Source organism: Psychroserpens citreus (genome assembly GCF_055686305.1).
In genome coordinates this window covers 3,379,792-3,395,380 of record NZ_CM145999.1, presented here as the reverse complement: position 1 = coordinate 3,395,380, position 15,589 = coordinate 3,379,792, and the positions used below count along the sequence as shown (strand labels likewise).

The window sequence follows — 15,589 nt, the reverse complement described above, 5'->3', positions numbered from 1 at the left end:
TAAAACGGATATAAACATTGGTTCATAAAAATATTATGCCATCATAATAATATTAACTAATTTTGTCCCAACTAATAAGACTAAAAACGCGCTTTAATGAAGGATTTATTTGAGAAGATTTATAAAGATAAAGGACCATTAGGAAAATGGGCTTCTCAGGCTGAAGGATACTTTGTGTTTCCGAAGCTAGAAGGAGAGATTTCTAATAGAATGAAATTTCAAGGAAAAGAAGTGATTACTTGGAGTATTAACGATTATTTGGGTTTAGCTAATCATCCTGAAGTACGAAAAGTAGATGCTGAGGCTGCTGCTCAATATGGATCTGCTTATCCAATGGGAGCACGAATGATGTCTGGTCATACCGAACTTCACGAACAATTACAAAACGAATTAGCAGAATTTGTGAGCAAAGATGCTGCTTACTTATTAAACTTTGGATATCAAGGAATGGTATCTACTGTAGATGCATTGGTGTCTAAAGATGATATTATTGTTTATGATGTTGATGCTCATGCTTGTATTATTGATGGTGTTCGTTTGCACATGGGTAAACGATTTACCTATAAGCATAACGATGTTGAAAGTTTAGAAAAGAACTTAGAACGTGCTACCAAAATGGCTGAACAAACTGGAGGAGGTATATTAGTGATTTCTGAAGGTGTTTTTGGAATGCGTGGTGAGCAAGGTCGTTTAAAAGAGATTGTAGCACTTAAGAAAAAATTTAATTTCAGATTATTTGTTGATGATGCTCATGGTTTCGGAACTTTAGGAAAAACAGGAGCTGGTGCAGGAGAAGAACAAGGAGTACAAGATGGTATAGATGTGTATTTTGCAACCTTTGCTAAGTCTTTGGCAAGTACAGGAGCATTTATTGCTGCTGATCAAGAAATTATAGATTATCTTAAGTATAATTTACGTTCACAAATGTTTGCTAAATCTCTTCAAATGCAACTCGTAGTTGGAGCTTTGAAGCGTTTAGAGATGTTGAGAACTATGCCAGAATTAAAGCAAAACCTTTGGACTATCGTTGATGCTTTACAATCTGGACTAAAAGAACGTGGTTTTGATATTGGAACTACACAAAGTTGTGTAACCCCTGTTTATTTAAAAGGGAGCATTCCTGAAGCGATGGCTTTAGTTCGTGATTTAAGAGAAAACTACGGGATTTTCTGCTCTATTGTTGTATACCCAGTTATACCAAAAGGTTTAATTTTGTTAAGAATGATTCCTACAGCAACTCATACATTAAAAGATGTAGAAGAAACCCTTGATGCATTTGATGCTATTAGAGATCGTTTACAAAACGGAACCTATAAACGCTTATCTGCTGCTGTTATGGCTGCAATGGGTGAATAAAGAAATTATTAAAATGAAATTAAATCCGATTCGTAAGAATCGGATTTTTTATACAATAGCTTTTTTAAACGTACAGCGTCTCTTATTAGTAACAGGTTTAAAGTTTTTCCATAATTTTTGTATAGCCTCATTATCATCTAATTCAGGACCTCTTATACAGAGTTCAATGCCTTTTTCTGAAAAGGTTTTATGAAATTCATGAAATAATATGGCAGTAACCCCTTTGTTCTGATATTCTGGTGAAACACCAATTAAGTAAAAAGTAACTGTTTTAGCGTGTTTCTTAGCATGTAGCAAGTGTCTAAAACCAAAAGGAAAAAGCTTTCCTTTCATTTTTTGAAGGGCTTTAGCATACGAAGGTGTTACTATCCCAAACCCGACAAGCTTATCGTCTTTATCTAAAACAAACTTTACATATTCTGGGTTTAAAAAGCCAATAAATTTTTTCTTAAAGTATTCGCGCTGTTCATCATTTATTTCAACAAAAGAAGATAATACAGAATGTGATTTTGAAAATACTTCAAACATTTCATCTGTATAAGGCATAATATCATTGTTACTCGAAAAGTTTAAAGCACGAAGACCATAACGTTTTTTTATGAGGGTTTGTACTCGGGAGAAAAATTCTGGTAAAATATTTTTGAACTCCATCACATTTTCAGAGTAACGCTTACCAATGTCATAACCTAATTGTTCAAAATGAGAGGCATAATACGGTAAATTGTGCCAAGTAATCATACTACCTATTTCATCAAATCCTTCGGTAAGGATTCCAACTTTGTCTAAGTTAGAAAAACCTACAGGTCCTTCAACATAAGTTAAATTATGTTGCTTGCCAATTTCATGTACTTTATAAAGTAAGGCTTTGGTAACATTAATGTCATCAATTACATCAAACCAACCAAAGCGCATTTTTTTCTCATTTTGTCCTTTAACTTCAAGCCAATTAATGATGGCAGCTATGCGACCAACAATTTCATTATTTTTGTATGCAAGGAAAAATCTAGCTTCTGCATCCTTAAAAACAGGGTTGATATTTTTGTCAAATGTTTTTAGTTCTTCGCTGACAATAGGAGGAACCCAAGATTTTGAGCTTTTGTTTAGCTTAAAAGGAAACTTTACAAATCGTTTTAATTCTTTTTTAGAATGGAGTTCTTTAACATCAATCATATAAAACAAGGCTTAAAGACTTCCGTCGTCATCAAAATCATCTGTTCTTTTCTTTTTTCCTTTTTTCTTTTTCGGTTTTCGGTTATCAGCATCTTTTTGTGAGGTTCCATTATCTGTTTCCTTATCTTTATGAAAGTCGAAGCGATATGACATTCCGAAATTTACACCAAACACAGAAGGTGTATCTTTGGTGTTAAACGTAATAGCTGTATCTAGCTGAAAATCTTTACTCCATAAATAAGCACCTCCAAATCGAAATAAATTATCAGCATAAAAATCACTCTTAATCCCTTGTGTTTCACCAAACACAACCCATTGCGGGCTAAAAGAGTGTGTAAGTGTTATAATGTATTGGAAGTCTGAAAAATCGGTGCCAATTCTATCTTTAATTAAATTGGTTACAAGTACCCAACCGCCAGAAAAATTGTTCTGAGTTGCTATCATAATCTTCGGACTTATGCCTTCTACACCAGGAGGCGTAAATGAATTATTTTTGGAATCTATATTGATTCCAGCATAGACCGCAACTGCTGGTATTAAAGATTTCCATTTAAACGTTCTATTGGCATGGTAACTATATAAGTTTGGCTTATCTTCTTCCTCAGAGTTTTTATAAGGGTCATATACCAAATATTTTGCACCTAGAGCAAAATTTTTAAAATTTGAACGTTTGTCTTCAACAGCAATAGAAGAACGGTTATCTGTAAAGGTGTCGTTTTGATAAATACCTTCAATATTGATTTCTAATTGCTCAAAAAACAACCCATAACGAGCTGTGAAATCGGCACCAAATCCAGAAACATCGTATTGAAGTGGAGTGTGTTCTTCTTTAATAATATAAGGACCAACTTCAAATTGCAAGACATTAGTTCCAACAGAAAAAGCACTTTTTGAAACGCCAGGTCTATTAGAATTAATCACTTCGGTATATTGAGCAAAAGTATATTGCGTACATAGTAGTAGCGCAAGTATCACTACTTTTTTGGTAAGGTTCATAGGTTATCGATTTGAGTCAAATATAGAGATTTTATATCATTTATCCTTATGGCTGCTATCTAAATGAAAATGACAGTTTATACATTAATATAACGTCATATAAAGTGTTTTATTAGTCAAGAAGTTACAGTATATCAGTATTATGATTTTTTTATGTAACTAAACTGGTTTTATGAATACATATAATTGTATTTTTGAATTAAAATAAAATTAATGTTACAAGCAGCATCATTATATGGTTTTGTAAGAACCATTCTTATTATTCTTTTGGTGTACTATGGAATAAAAATCCTGTCACGCATTTTTGCACCTTATCTTGTAAGATACATGTCTAAGAAAATGCAGCAGAAGTTTGAAGGGCAATTTAATCAGCAGCAATACCAGAAAAAAACGCATAAAGAAGGAGAAACGGTAATCGATAAGATGCCTAAAAATAATTCGGCATCAAATAAAAAAGTAGGAGAGTACATAGATTACGAAGAAATTGACTAATTTTCGAGTCTATTGAAAGTCTTATAGTCTATGCCATTTTCATTTAAAAAAATCTTACCGCACCTCTTAGTTTTAATTGGTTTCGTAATCATTTCTTTAGCGTATTTTAGCCCTGTTTTAAAAGGGAAGCAAATTTTTCAAAGCGATATCATGCATTACATTGGCATGTCGAAGCAGCAGAAAGATTTTAAAGCAGAAACAGGAGAAGAAACGTATTGGTCTAATAGTGCGTTTGGAGGAATGCCAACCTACCAAATGGGAGCAAGATATCCTCATAACTACATTAAAAAGTTAGATTCGGTTTTGCGGTTTTTACCACGTCCAGCCGATTATCTATTCATTTATTTTATAGGATTTTACATTTTGCTATTGTCACTTAAAGTCGATTTTAAATTGGCTGCTTTAGGAGCATTAGCCTTTGGGTTTTCAACATATCTTATTATTATACTTGGGGTTGGACATAATAGTAAGGCACATGCTATTGCTTATATGCCATTGGTTTTATCTGGGATTATACTCACATTCCGGCAAAAATATATTATTGGATTTCTACTTACTGCTGTTGCCTTAGGTTTAGAAATTGGTGCTAATCATTTCCAAATGACCTATTATCTCATGTTACTGGTTCTAGTTTTAGGAATTGCATACCTCATAGATGCTTATAAAAAGCAAATGTTACCACATTTTTTCAAGTCAGTTGGTATGATGATTGTTGCATTAGTTTTGGCCTTAGGCCTTAATGCTACAAACATTATGGCCACTCAAGAATATGTTAAAGAAAGCACACGCGGAAAGAGTGAGCTAACCATTAATCCAGATGGTTCTTCAAAAGAAGTGACTACAGGATTGAATAGGGATTATATTACCGAATATAGCTATGGAAAATTAGAATCTTTAAACCTATTTGTTCCTAGGTTATTTGGAGGTGGAAACAGTGAAGATGTAGGTAAGGAATCTGAAACCTATGACTTTTTTAGAGCTATTGGAGCTTCTCCAATTGAAGCCTTAAATGAAGCAGGAAATGCACCAACATATTGGGGAGAGCAGCCTATTGTTGAAGCGCCAGCTTATGTTGGAGCTGTAGTGTTATTCCTGTTTGTTTTGGCATTATTTTTAGTGAAAGGCCGTTTAAAATGGTGGCTTGTGGGAGGGACTTTATTGTCGCTATTATTATCTTATGGTAAAAACTTGAGCTTTCTCACCGATTTCTTTATTGATTATGTACCATTATATGACAAGTTTAGAGCCGTGAGTTCTATTCAAGTCATCTTAGAATTATGTATTCCGGTGCTTGCCATTTTCGGATTGGTAAAACTATTTAACGATTTTGAGAAAGATGAGCATAAATTAAAAGCACTTAAACTTTCAGCAGCTATTACTGGAGGTCTTGCCATATTACTATTAGTATTTAAAGGTTCATTTGATTTTGTTGGTGCTAATGATGGTTATTTTAGAAATGCTTATGGTGAATATGGTCAAGGATTTATAGACGCCATTAAATCTGATAGAAAGACTTTTTATACGCATGACACCTTGCGTACATTAATTTTAGTACTATTGTCAGCAGGAACGATTTTCATGTTTTTAAAGAAGAAACTATCTGAAGCAGTAGTAATAGGAATTTTTACAACACTCATTTTGTTTGATCTTGTAGGTGTTGATCGTCGTTACGTAAATACCGATAATTTTGTGTCTGCTATCAAAGTACAGAAACCATTTCAAGCGAATGCTGCTGATAAACAAATTTTACAAGATGATGGCCATTTTAGAGTTTGGGATATTTCAACTGAAGGTAGTAGAGCTCCATCAAAAGCAGCTTATTTTCATAATTCTTTGAACGGGTATCATGCTGCAAAGTTGAAACGTTTTGATGAATTATATGACTTCCATATTTCAAGAAATAATATGAATGTTATTAATATGCTTAATACCAAGTATATTATTGCCGAAGAGCAAGGACAAGTGTTTCCATTTGTAAACGAAGATGCTAATGGTAATGCTTGGTTTGTATCTAGATTAAAAAAAGCAGAGTCGGCGAACGAGGCGATAACATCTTTAGATAGCTTGAATACTAAGAAAGAGGCGATTTTTGAACGAATGGTTAAATTAAATGGAGTTGTTAGTAAACAACCTTTTTCGACTCAATATAAGGTAGATTCAACTGCCAGTATTGCATTAGAGGTATATAAACCTAACTATCTTAAGTATAAGTCGACAAATGATAATTCAGGTTTTGCCGTGTTTTCTGAAATGTATTACGGTAATGGTTGGGTTGCCACAATTGATGGTATAGAAGTTCCTATTCAACGAGTGAACTACGCATTAAGAGGACTTCAAATTCCAGCTGGAAATCATGAGATTATTTTTAGTTTTGAGCCAAAAGTAGTGCAGACCGGAAGCACCATAGCATTAGGAAGTACAATTATATTTGTATTACTCTTATTAGGTGGGATTTGGTTTGGTTTGCAAAATAAAGGCCGTCAATAGATTATGCATTCATAGATGAAAAAGCAAATTCTCATCATCACGTATTATTGGCCACCAGCTGGAGGTCCAGGTGTTCAACGATGGCTAAAGTTTGTGAAATATCTACCAGAATTTGGTATTGATCCTATCATTTACTGTCCAGAAAATCCAAGTTATCCTATTATAGACGAAGGCTTATTAAATGAGGTTTCTGATGCAGTTAAAGTTATAAAACACCCTATAAAAGAGCCATATAGATTCGCAAGCTTGCTTTCAAAAAAAAGTTATAAAACTATTAGTTCTGGTGTAATTCCGAAGCAAAAAAAACAATCTTTGATTGAAAAGTTAATGCTTTATGTGAGAGGTAATTTTTTTATTCCTGATGCACGGAAAAATTGGGTAAAACCTTCGACGCTTTTTCTTTCAGATTATATTAAAAGTAATTATACAGATACTGTAATTACAACTGGGCCGCCTCATAGTTTGCATCTTATTGGCTTAGCATTAAAAAAACAATTTGATATCAAATGGCTAGCCGATTTTAGAGATCCTTGGACTACAATTGGATATCATAAGCAATTGAAGTTAACCACATCTTCAAAAGCTAAGCATAGTCAGTTAGAATCTGAAGTTCTGAATACAGCCGATGAAATAATTGTTACTAGTGAAAACACTAAATTAGAATTTCAAACAAAAACGTCTCAGCCAATTTCAGTAATAACTAATGGTTACGACAGACATGATGTACAGCGTCCGTCAAAAGATAAAAAATTCACATTGTCGCATATAGGTTCTTTATTGTCAGAACGAAATCCCGAGCAATTATGGTTAGCGCTGAAAGAATTGATTGATGAGAACGTCGACTTCCGAAGCGAATTTCAGTTGAATCTAATTGGAGTTGTGAGTGAAGATGTTATGCAAAGCTTGATTGGTTTTGGGTTAGAAGCTTACGTCAATACGTTTGGGTATGTCTCTCATGAAGAGGCTATTAAAGCACAAATGTCATCAAGAATCTTATTGCTTATTGAAATTGACTCTGAGGATACTAAAGTGATTATACCAGGGAAATTATTTGAATACATGGCATCTGCATCACCAATAATAGCGGTAGGACCTAAAGATTCGGATGTAGAAACAATTTTGAAATCTACTAATACTGGTCAGTATTTTTATTACAATGACAAGACGCGAATTAAATCGCAAATTTTATCGTATTTTGAAGCATATAAATCTGATACTTTGACTGCAAATGCAATTGGGTTGGAGCAGTATAGTAGACGATCATTAACTCAACGTTTGTCTGAAATAATCTAATGGGAATTGTTGTTAATCAATCCTTGAAAAACACCATTACTACGTATTTAGGTTTCGGTATTGGAGCCATAAATGCGCTATTTCTTTATACTAATTTTATTTCTGATGAATACTATGGATTAGTGTCTTATATTCTTTCTGCTGCATATATTATGATGCCGTTAATGGCTTTTGGCGTGCATAATACTATGGTGAAGTTTTACTCAACTTTTAAGACTAAAAATTCATTAAATAGTTTTCTCACTTTAATGTTATTTATGCCTTTGTTGCTGGCAATTCCTTTAGCTATTGTTGGTTACTTTGCTCATGATGCTATAGCAGATTTTTTAGCTCAAAAAAATGAAATCGTAAGAAGTTATGTGTGGTATATTTTTTTTACAGCATTATGTTTAGCTTATTTTGAGGTTTTTTATGCTTGGATGAAAGTACAGATGCAAACAGCATTTGGAAATTTTATGAAGGAAGTATTTCATCGTGTAGGTGCAATGTTACTTTTGTTTTTGGTATACTATGAATATATCACGATTGATCAATTTTTAATTGGTATAGTTGCAGTGTATGTTGTTAGAGCTCTAATTATGATGCTCTATGCTTTTTGGAAAAGATTACCAGTGTTTAAGTTTAATAGAATTGATAAAATCGGTTCAATTTTAAAGTATTCTTCTTTAATCATTATTGCTGGATCTATTGCTACTATGATGCTAGATTTAGATAAATTTATGCTTAATAATTATTTAGATATTGAGAATGTAGCCTACTATAGTGTAGCTGTCTTTATTGCCACAGTGATAGCTGTTCCGCAACGTGCAATGCATCAAATTTTATTACCGCTGACTGCACAATTTTTAAATAACAAAAAATTTCAAGACCTCAAGAGATTATATCAACGAAGTTCGTTAACGCTTTTTATAATTAGCGGGTTTATTTTTTTACTAATTGTATTAAATATTAATCAGCTCTATAAAATTATCCCAGAGGAATTTAGTGGCGGATTGTTTGTAGTGTTTCTGATAAGTATAGCAAAACTATATGATAACTTACTTGGTAATAACAATGCCATTTTATTCAATAGTGATTATTATCGTGTTGTCTTGCTTTTTGGAATAATTCTGGCAATTATTGCAGTTGTATTAAATTTAATTCTTATTCCAATTTATGGTATTGACGGCTCGGCTTTAGCCACGTTTTTATCGATTTTTATTTACAATACGATAAAGGTCTATTTTGTGAAAATGAAATTTAATATGTTTCCTTTTACTTCGGAAACTTTAAAAGTAATAATCGTGCTGATTGTATTGGTGTTTGGATTTTATTTTTGGGAACTTCCGTTTAATCCTTATTTAAATATTCTTCTGAAGTCATTATTTATTGGAATAGTTTACGGATTTATTGTTTATAAGATGAATCTATCTGAAGACATTTCAGAAGCTGTTAATAAGTACTTAGGTATAAAGCGTTAAAAATAATATTCCTACATTAATGATTTAAAATGAGAAAGTCCCATAAGGTGCTTTGAGGCATACGGCTTATGGGACATTCTACTAACCAACCAAAATTATTATATTGTTATGAACGTGATCTAGATCTAGTGCTTCTTGAACTCTTTGAAGACGTTCTTAAACTTGCTTTTCTTGCCGAAGACTGACTTCTACTTCTTGACTGCTTTACAGTTGATGTAGATCTGTTACTTCTGTTGTTACTAGATATACGAGAATTTGATGCTTTTGGTTTTCTTGTACTCGTATTTTTTCTAATTGTTCTTGATGTCGTTTTATTATTAGACACAGTTCCTCTAGATTTGGTCACATTTCTTGAATTAGAGGAAGAAGGCCTTGCTGTTACTTGTGTATTTCTACCAGTTTTAGATGTTACCTTTCTATCAGTATTAGATCTCATTTTTGATCTAGTACTAGAATTTGGTCTTGCAATAGTTCTTGTATCTGTTTTTGATCTCGTTACTGTTTTACCATGTCTTGATCTTGTAGAGTTAGACATTGTATTTCTATCATTACCACGTCTTGTCGAAGTGTTTGCCATAGCTCTATCGCTACCACGTCGTGTTGTTGCGTCTTGTCTATAACGATCACTTATCGATGATCCTCTACGTCCTGTTGTAGCGGCTGTTCCGCGACGACTTCCAACTCTTACAGGTTGTCTATAGTTGTCTCTATATGGTCTATAATAAGTATGTCTAACTGGCGTATAGTACTGTCTGTAAGGTCTAGCATATACGATACAGTAATTAACTGGAGGGATTACATAATACGTATGCCATGGTCTGTAAACATAAGCTCTATTATAAATGTTTATAAAGCCTGAACAGTGTGAAAATACGCGATTTCTGTTATAGTGTACAAATAATCCACCTACTCGAGCTACACGTCCCCAACTGTTATAATGAATATTGACATTTCCAGCTTGAGAGATACGACCGTAATAGTCATAATATATAGGTGTGTTTTCTATTTGAATGATAGCTCCAAAATCGTCATACTGAACATAAGGATTATAATCAAATCCAGTATTGAAACTAATAGATACGTTAGGGGAATTAAAACCTACATTAACGTTTGGACCATAGTTAGGCATATAAAAATCAAACTGTCCATCAGGAAAGATTGAAAACTCAATACCATCAACCGTAAATATGAAAGAATTGCCATAACCTCTAACATAGTTGCGTAATGATTTTGATTCTACTGTGCTGGTGGTTGTTGCGTTTACTGTTGTTCCTACTAGGAGCAATACAGCAAAAATTGATAATATTCGTTTCATAATATAAGGGTGTTTTTTGATTACACTTTTATTTAAACAATTAGCGTGCCAAAAAAATATTTAATAACAATGCGTTGTTTATGAGTGAGTTTAAAGCTATTTACGAAAAACCCCGAAGGCTTGGGGAAGCGTTTCGGGGTTTTATATATGTTCACCTATTTTAAGTGAACAACCAACCAAAAAAATCAAGATCGTTTTAACGTTTACGTTTTTTATTCTTTTTGTGTTTTTTTATTTTTCCATTTTTACGGTAGTAATAATAGTCATCGTCATAATCATCATCGTCAAAATCATCATCATAATTATGTCCACCATAACCATATCCAACGCCACAGTTTAGATCAGCATTATTATGGTTTACAATCCCATTTATGTGTACAATTTCTCCCCAACGGTTATAATTAACTTTTAATCCTCCAACTTGACGAAGCAAACCGTTACCTCTTTGGTAGCTCATGTAAACAGAGCCAGCACGTTTAATTCTGCCTCTTCTATCATAATTGATAAATACATTACCAATTCGTCTCACTTTACCACTGTTATCATGGGTGATTATTACACCTCTAGCTCTAGGAGTAGCATATTGAACTCGGCCAAGACTTCCTGGAGCTCCATGGGTAGTGTTTATAGAATTTCTACGAGTTCTAGTGTGTCTGTAATAGACTTCAGAAACATTGTTTTCGAATTCTGTGTTGAAATCGAAGCTTCCGTCAGGAAAAATTAAAAATTCTACACCACGTTCAATGAACACTATTGGTTCTGAAAAACGATAGCGTGCATTATTATAATCTTCCCCATTTAAAACAACATGCCCTGTTGTTGTCGCTGTAGCAGATGTGATACCTATCAACATCATCGCTAAAAAAAGTACTTGCTTTTTCATAATTTATAGGTTTTTAGATTTGCCTTTGTTTCTAACTCGTTTAGAAACTTATTGGCTTACGCTATTGATATTGACTTAACCAATATGTGTGCCAAAAAAATCAAATCACTGATTATCAGTAGTTTGATTTTGTTTTTTTATAATTGATTTGATTTCTGTTTTTTATGCTTACGATTAGAGCTCATATTTTTTTATTATTTTTATCAGAAGACTAACTAGTTCTATATGACAAATCAATCGTTGCAGAATTTTGAAGGGCTTAATCAGTGTCCTAATTGTGATAAAGCTCTAAAAGAAGATTATGAATTTTGTCCTCATTGTGGTCAAAAAGTAAACGATGAATTAACAATTGGCGTGTTATTTTATAATACGATAAGTAATTATTTTTCCTTTGATGCACGTTTCTTAAAGAGCTTTTTTCCATTACTCTTGAAGCCAGGATATTTGGCGAGAAAGTTTTTAGAAGGTAAACGATTGTTATTTTTACATCCTGCTCAAATGTATTTATTCATTTCAGTAATCTTCTTTTTTGTAATCTCATTTAGCGCTAGAGAATTAGTTCAAGAAGCTGATAGTATAAATAAAGAAGTTGTAAAGTATACTCCAAAAAAAACAATTTCTAATGATTCAATTGATAAGCATAAAATAGATGTTAAAGCTTTAGATTCTACTCAAATTGCTAACATAATGAAGCCTATTAAGGACAATCAACAAATTATAGGGCTTAAAGATGAAGATTTGAAGCTTGCAGATTCATTAATTAAAGCACAAAATGCGAACCCTCGCAACCTTAAAACTTCATGGGATTTTGACAAAGAAAAAGTAGACTCTTTAGTGGCATCTGGTGCAGATAAAGAAGTCATTTATAAAGAGATGGGAATGTCTGACGATGCAGGATTTATTCAACGTCGTTTTTTTGCTAGAATGCTCAATTTAGTTGAAGGCAAAGGTGCTGGGGCAGTAGTTCAGGCTTTTTTTGATAGTATTCCAATTTCTATGTTTTTCCTGTTACCATTATTTGCTTTAATTTTAAAAATCTTCTACTACAAGAAAGGAAAATATGCGCATCATTTAGTGTTTAGCTTTTACTTTTTTTCATTCTTGTTTACTGTATTCAGTATTTTGTTCGCTGTAAATAGATTTATCTATGATATCCCAGATTGGATAGATTGGCTTATCGCTGTATCAACCTATTTCTATTTCTTTATAGCACTTAAGCGCTTTTATGAGCAGCATTGGTTTTGGACTTGGTTTAAAAGCGGTGTAATTACCTTTGTATTTATTTTGTTTGTGATACCAACAGCTGCAGGAATAATGTTGGCTTTCTCATTTTTAACGTCTTGATTTAGAGCTTCTCATTCAAGAATTGCCCAGTGATAGAAGCTTTATTTTTTGCCAATGCTTCAGGAGTCCCATGTGCTACTAACTCTCCACCACGGATGCCTCCTTCAGGACCTAGATCGATAATGTAATCAGCGCATTTTATCAAATCGAGGTTATGTTCTATAACTAATATTGAGTGCCCTTTTTCGATTAAAGCTTGAAAGGATTTTAATAATTTTTGGATGTCATGAAAATGTAAACCAGTAGTTGGTTCATCAAAAATAAATAGTGCATTATTACTCTTAGAACCTTTACCAAGGAAAGAGGCAAGCTTAATACGTTGTGCTTCTCCACCAGAAAGCGTAGAAGAGCTTTGTCCTAAAGCTACATATCCTAAACCAACATCTTGTAGTGGTTGCAGCTTGTTTTTAATTTTGGTGACATTGTGTTTATCAAAGAAACTAATAGCATCATCGATGGTCATAGTTAAAATATCATCAATATTCTTGCCTTCATAAGTTACTTCTAAAACATCTTTCTTGAAACGTTTCCCATTACAGGTCTCACAGGTTAAATGTACATCTGCCATGAACTGCATTTCAATAGTCACTTCACCATCTCCTTTACAGGTTTCGCATCGTCCACCATCTACATTAAAACTAAAATGCTTGGCTTGGTAATTTCTAATTTTACTCAATTTTTGATTAGAAAATAAAGCCCTTATATCATCATAAGCTTTGATATAAGTCACAGGATTAGATCTTGATGAACGACCAATGGGGTTTTGATCTATAAATTCTATATGTTTGATGTTGGCAAAATTCCCTTTTAATTCTGTAAACTGTCCAGGTTTATCACCAAATCCGGTTAACTTTTTTTGTAGAGCAGGAAACAAAATCTTTTTTACTAAAGTACTTTTTCCACTTCCCGAAACGCCAGTAATTACAGTAAGCATATCTAAGGGAAAGGTCACATCTATATTTTTAAGATTGTGTTCTCTAGCACCAATGATTTCTATATGATACTTTGAAGTTCTTCGTTTTTTAGGGATTTCAATTTTTAAACTTTCATTTAAATATTGAGCTGTTAAAGAGTTTGATTTTAGAATATCAGAAAACGTTCCTGTAGCAACAACTTCACCACCAAAAGTTCCGGCTTCAGGTCCAATGTCAATGATTTCGTCTGCCGCTTTCATTATGTCCTCATCATGTTCAACTACAATTACAGTATTTCCTAAATCCCGTAATGCAAGCAGAACTTTGATAAGTTTTTCGGTATCTTTTGGGTGTAATCCTATACTTGGTTCATCTAAAATGTACATCGATCCCACTAAGCTACTTCCTAATGACGTTGCTAAATTTATACGTTGGCTTTCACCTCCTGAAAGTGTATTAGACTTTCTGTTAAGCGTTAGATAATCAAGCCCGACATTGCTTAAAAATGATAATCTATTATTGATTTCTTTGAGTAGACGCTTAGCGATTGTTGTGTCGTAGTCATCTAATTCTAATTGCTTGAAAAATGACGCTAATTTATCTAATGACATTTCTACCAAATCAGTAATAGTTACATTATTAATTTTTACATAATTTGCTTCTTCTCTTAGTCGTTTTCCTTTACAAACTGTACATTTCGTTTTGCCTCTATAACGAGATAGCATGACGCGATTTTGAATTTTATAGGCTTTAGATTCTAATTCGGTAAAGAATGTATTCAAGCCTTCAAAATAGCTGTTACCATCCCAAATCAATTGTTTTTGCTGTTCAGAAAGTTCAAAAAATGGTTTGTGAATAGGAAAATCGAATTTATGAGAATTATTAACCAATTGATCACGATACCAACTCATACTTTCACCTCGCCATGGGAAGATTGCATTATCATACACCGATAATCCTGTATTAGGAATTACTAAATCTTCATCTATACCAATTACATCACCATAGCCTTCACATTTTGGGCAAGCACCATAAGGGTTGTTAAAACTAAATAAATGTGGATTAGGTTCTAAAAAAGTCATTCCATCCAACTCAAAACGGTTATTAAACTCTGCTCTGTTGGTGTCTGATAATGATTCTATGATACATGTTCCTTTTCCTTCAAAAAATGCGGTTTCGATAGCATCTGCTAACCGATTGTAAAAATCATCTTCCTGCTTTACAATAATTCTATCTACTACTAAGTAAACATTAGTTTTGATTTGCTTCTCTATAGCATCTTCAATTCTTAAGACCTCCTGTTTATATTGTATTCGTGCATAACCTTGTTGTTTTAGAACATTAAGTTTGTCTTGCATTGTTCGACCTTCTTCAAGTATGATAGGAGAGAGAAGCAGCAATTTTTCACGTTCATCATATGTTTTGACGAAATCTAAAACATCTTTAGTATGGTGTTTTTTTACCAATTTTCCTGAAATAGGAGAGTAGGTTTTACCAATCCTTGCATATAAAAGTTTTAGATAGTCATAAATTTCTGTTGTTGTTCCTACGGTAGAACGAGGATTGGTACTATTCACTTTCTGTTCTATTGCAATAGCTGGAGCAATGCCTTTGATAAGATCAACTTTTGGTTTGTTAAGCCTGCCTAGAAATTGACGTGCATAACTCGATAAGCTTTCTACATAACGTCGCTGTCCCTCTGCATATAATGTATCAAACGCCAAACTTGACTTTCCAGAACCTGATAAGCCAGTGATTACCACTAGTTTATTCCTTGGAATCACAACATCAATATTTTTTAAGTTATGTAATTTTGCACCTTTTATAATGATGTTTTCTTTAGGATTGAGGTCTAGAATGTTACTGTTCATAGGTGTTT

At 33.2% G+C, this 15,589-nt stretch carries 11 protein-coding genes; 6 read left to right on the top strand and 5 right to left on the bottom strand.

The window, feature by feature from the left end; translation table 11 throughout:
* Positions 1 to 96 precede the first annotated feature (96 nt).
* The gene (locus ACTU6T_RS15145) at positions 97 to 1,356 is read left to right on the top strand and encodes an aminotransferase class I/II-fold pyridoxal phosphate-dependent enzyme (protein WP_460219038.1); all 1,260 of its coding nucleotides are present in this window, start codon (positions 97 to 99) and stop codon (positions 1,354 to 1,356) included.
* Positions 1,357 to 1,404: 48 nt separating this feature from the next.
* Here the strand turns inward: ACTU6T_RS15145 and ACTU6T_RS15140 are convergent, their stop codons facing one another.
* A complete protein-coding gene (locus tag ACTU6T_RS15140) occupies positions 1,405 to 2,526 on the bottom strand; it encodes a GNAT family N-acetyltransferase (RefSeq protein WP_460219037.1) in 1,122 nt (373 codons plus the stop codon).
* 12 nt (positions 2,527 to 2,538) lie between these two features.
* Positions 2,539 to 3,522, bottom strand: a complete 984-nt coding sequence (locus tag ACTU6T_RS15135) for a transporter (RefSeq protein ID WP_460219036.1) — start codon at positions 3,520 to 3,522, stop codon at positions 2,539 to 2,541.
* Positions 3,523 to 3,735: 213 nt separating this feature from the next.
* On the opposite strand from ACTU6T_RS15135, the gene ACTU6T_RS15130 reads away from it, so the two are divergent.
* From ACTU6T_RS15130 to ACTU6T_RS15115, 4 genes are read left to right on the top strand one after another with little or no spacing between them, the layout of a single operon-like run.
* Entirely contained in the window at positions 3,736 to 4,014 is a 279-nt protein-coding gene (locus ACTU6T_RS15130; RefSeq protein WP_460219035.1) for a DUF4834 family protein, read from the top strand.
* Between the two features lie 30 nt (positions 4,015 to 4,044).
* Positions 4,045 to 6,501, top strand: coding sequence for a YfhO family protein (locus tag ACTU6T_RS15125; protein WP_460219034.1), 2,457 nt, complete (start codon positions 4,045 to 4,047; stop codon positions 6,499 to 6,501).
* A 15-nt stretch (positions 6,502 to 6,516) separates the two neighbouring features.
* Positions 6,517 to 7,794, top strand: coding sequence for a glycosyltransferase family 4 protein (locus tag ACTU6T_RS15120; protein ID WP_460219033.1), 1,278 nt, complete (start codon positions 6,517 to 6,519; stop codon positions 7,792 to 7,794).
* Positions 7,794 to 9,254, top strand: a complete 1,461-nt coding sequence (locus ACTU6T_RS15115; protein WP_460219032.1) for an oligosaccharide flippase family protein — start codon at positions 7,794 to 7,796, stop codon at positions 9,252 to 9,254. Before ACTU6T_RS15120 ends, ACTU6T_RS15115 begins: the two co-directional genes overlap by 1 nt.
* Positions 9,255 to 9,360: 106 nt before the next feature.
* On the opposite strand, the gene ACTU6T_RS15110 is transcribed toward ACTU6T_RS15115, so the two are convergent.
* Together ACTU6T_RS15110 and ACTU6T_RS15105 are read right to left on the bottom strand one after the other, a co-directional pair.
* Positions 9,361 to 10,569 (bottom strand): hypothetical protein, encoded by a 1,209-nt coding sequence (locus ACTU6T_RS15110; RefSeq protein ID WP_460219031.1) that lies wholly within the window; start codon positions 10,567 to 10,569, stop codon positions 9,361 to 9,363.
* A gap of 196 nt (positions 10,570 to 10,765) precedes the next feature.
* A complete protein-coding gene (locus tag ACTU6T_RS15105) occupies positions 10,766 to 11,452 on the bottom strand; it encodes a hypothetical protein (RefSeq protein ID WP_460219030.1) in 687 nt (228 codons plus the stop codon).
* A gap of 225 nt (positions 11,453 to 11,677) precedes the next feature.
* On the opposite strand from ACTU6T_RS15105, the gene ACTU6T_RS15100 reads away from it, so the two are divergent.
* Positions 11,678 to 12,796 carry a DUF3667 domain-containing protein gene (locus ACTU6T_RS15100; RefSeq protein WP_460219029.1) on the top strand — a complete coding sequence of 373 codons (1,119 nt, stop codon included), beginning with the start codon at positions 11,678 to 11,680 and terminating at the stop codon, positions 12,794 to 12,796.
* Between the two features lies 1 nt (position 12,797).
* Here the strand turns inward: ACTU6T_RS15100 and uvrA are convergent, their stop codons facing one another.
* Positions 12,798 to 15,581, bottom strand: coding sequence for an excinuclease ABC subunit UvrA (gene uvrA / locus ACTU6T_RS15095; protein ID WP_460219028.1), 2,784 nt, complete (start codon positions 15,579 to 15,581; stop codon positions 12,798 to 12,800).
* Positions 15,582 to 15,589: the final 8 nt, after the last annotated feature.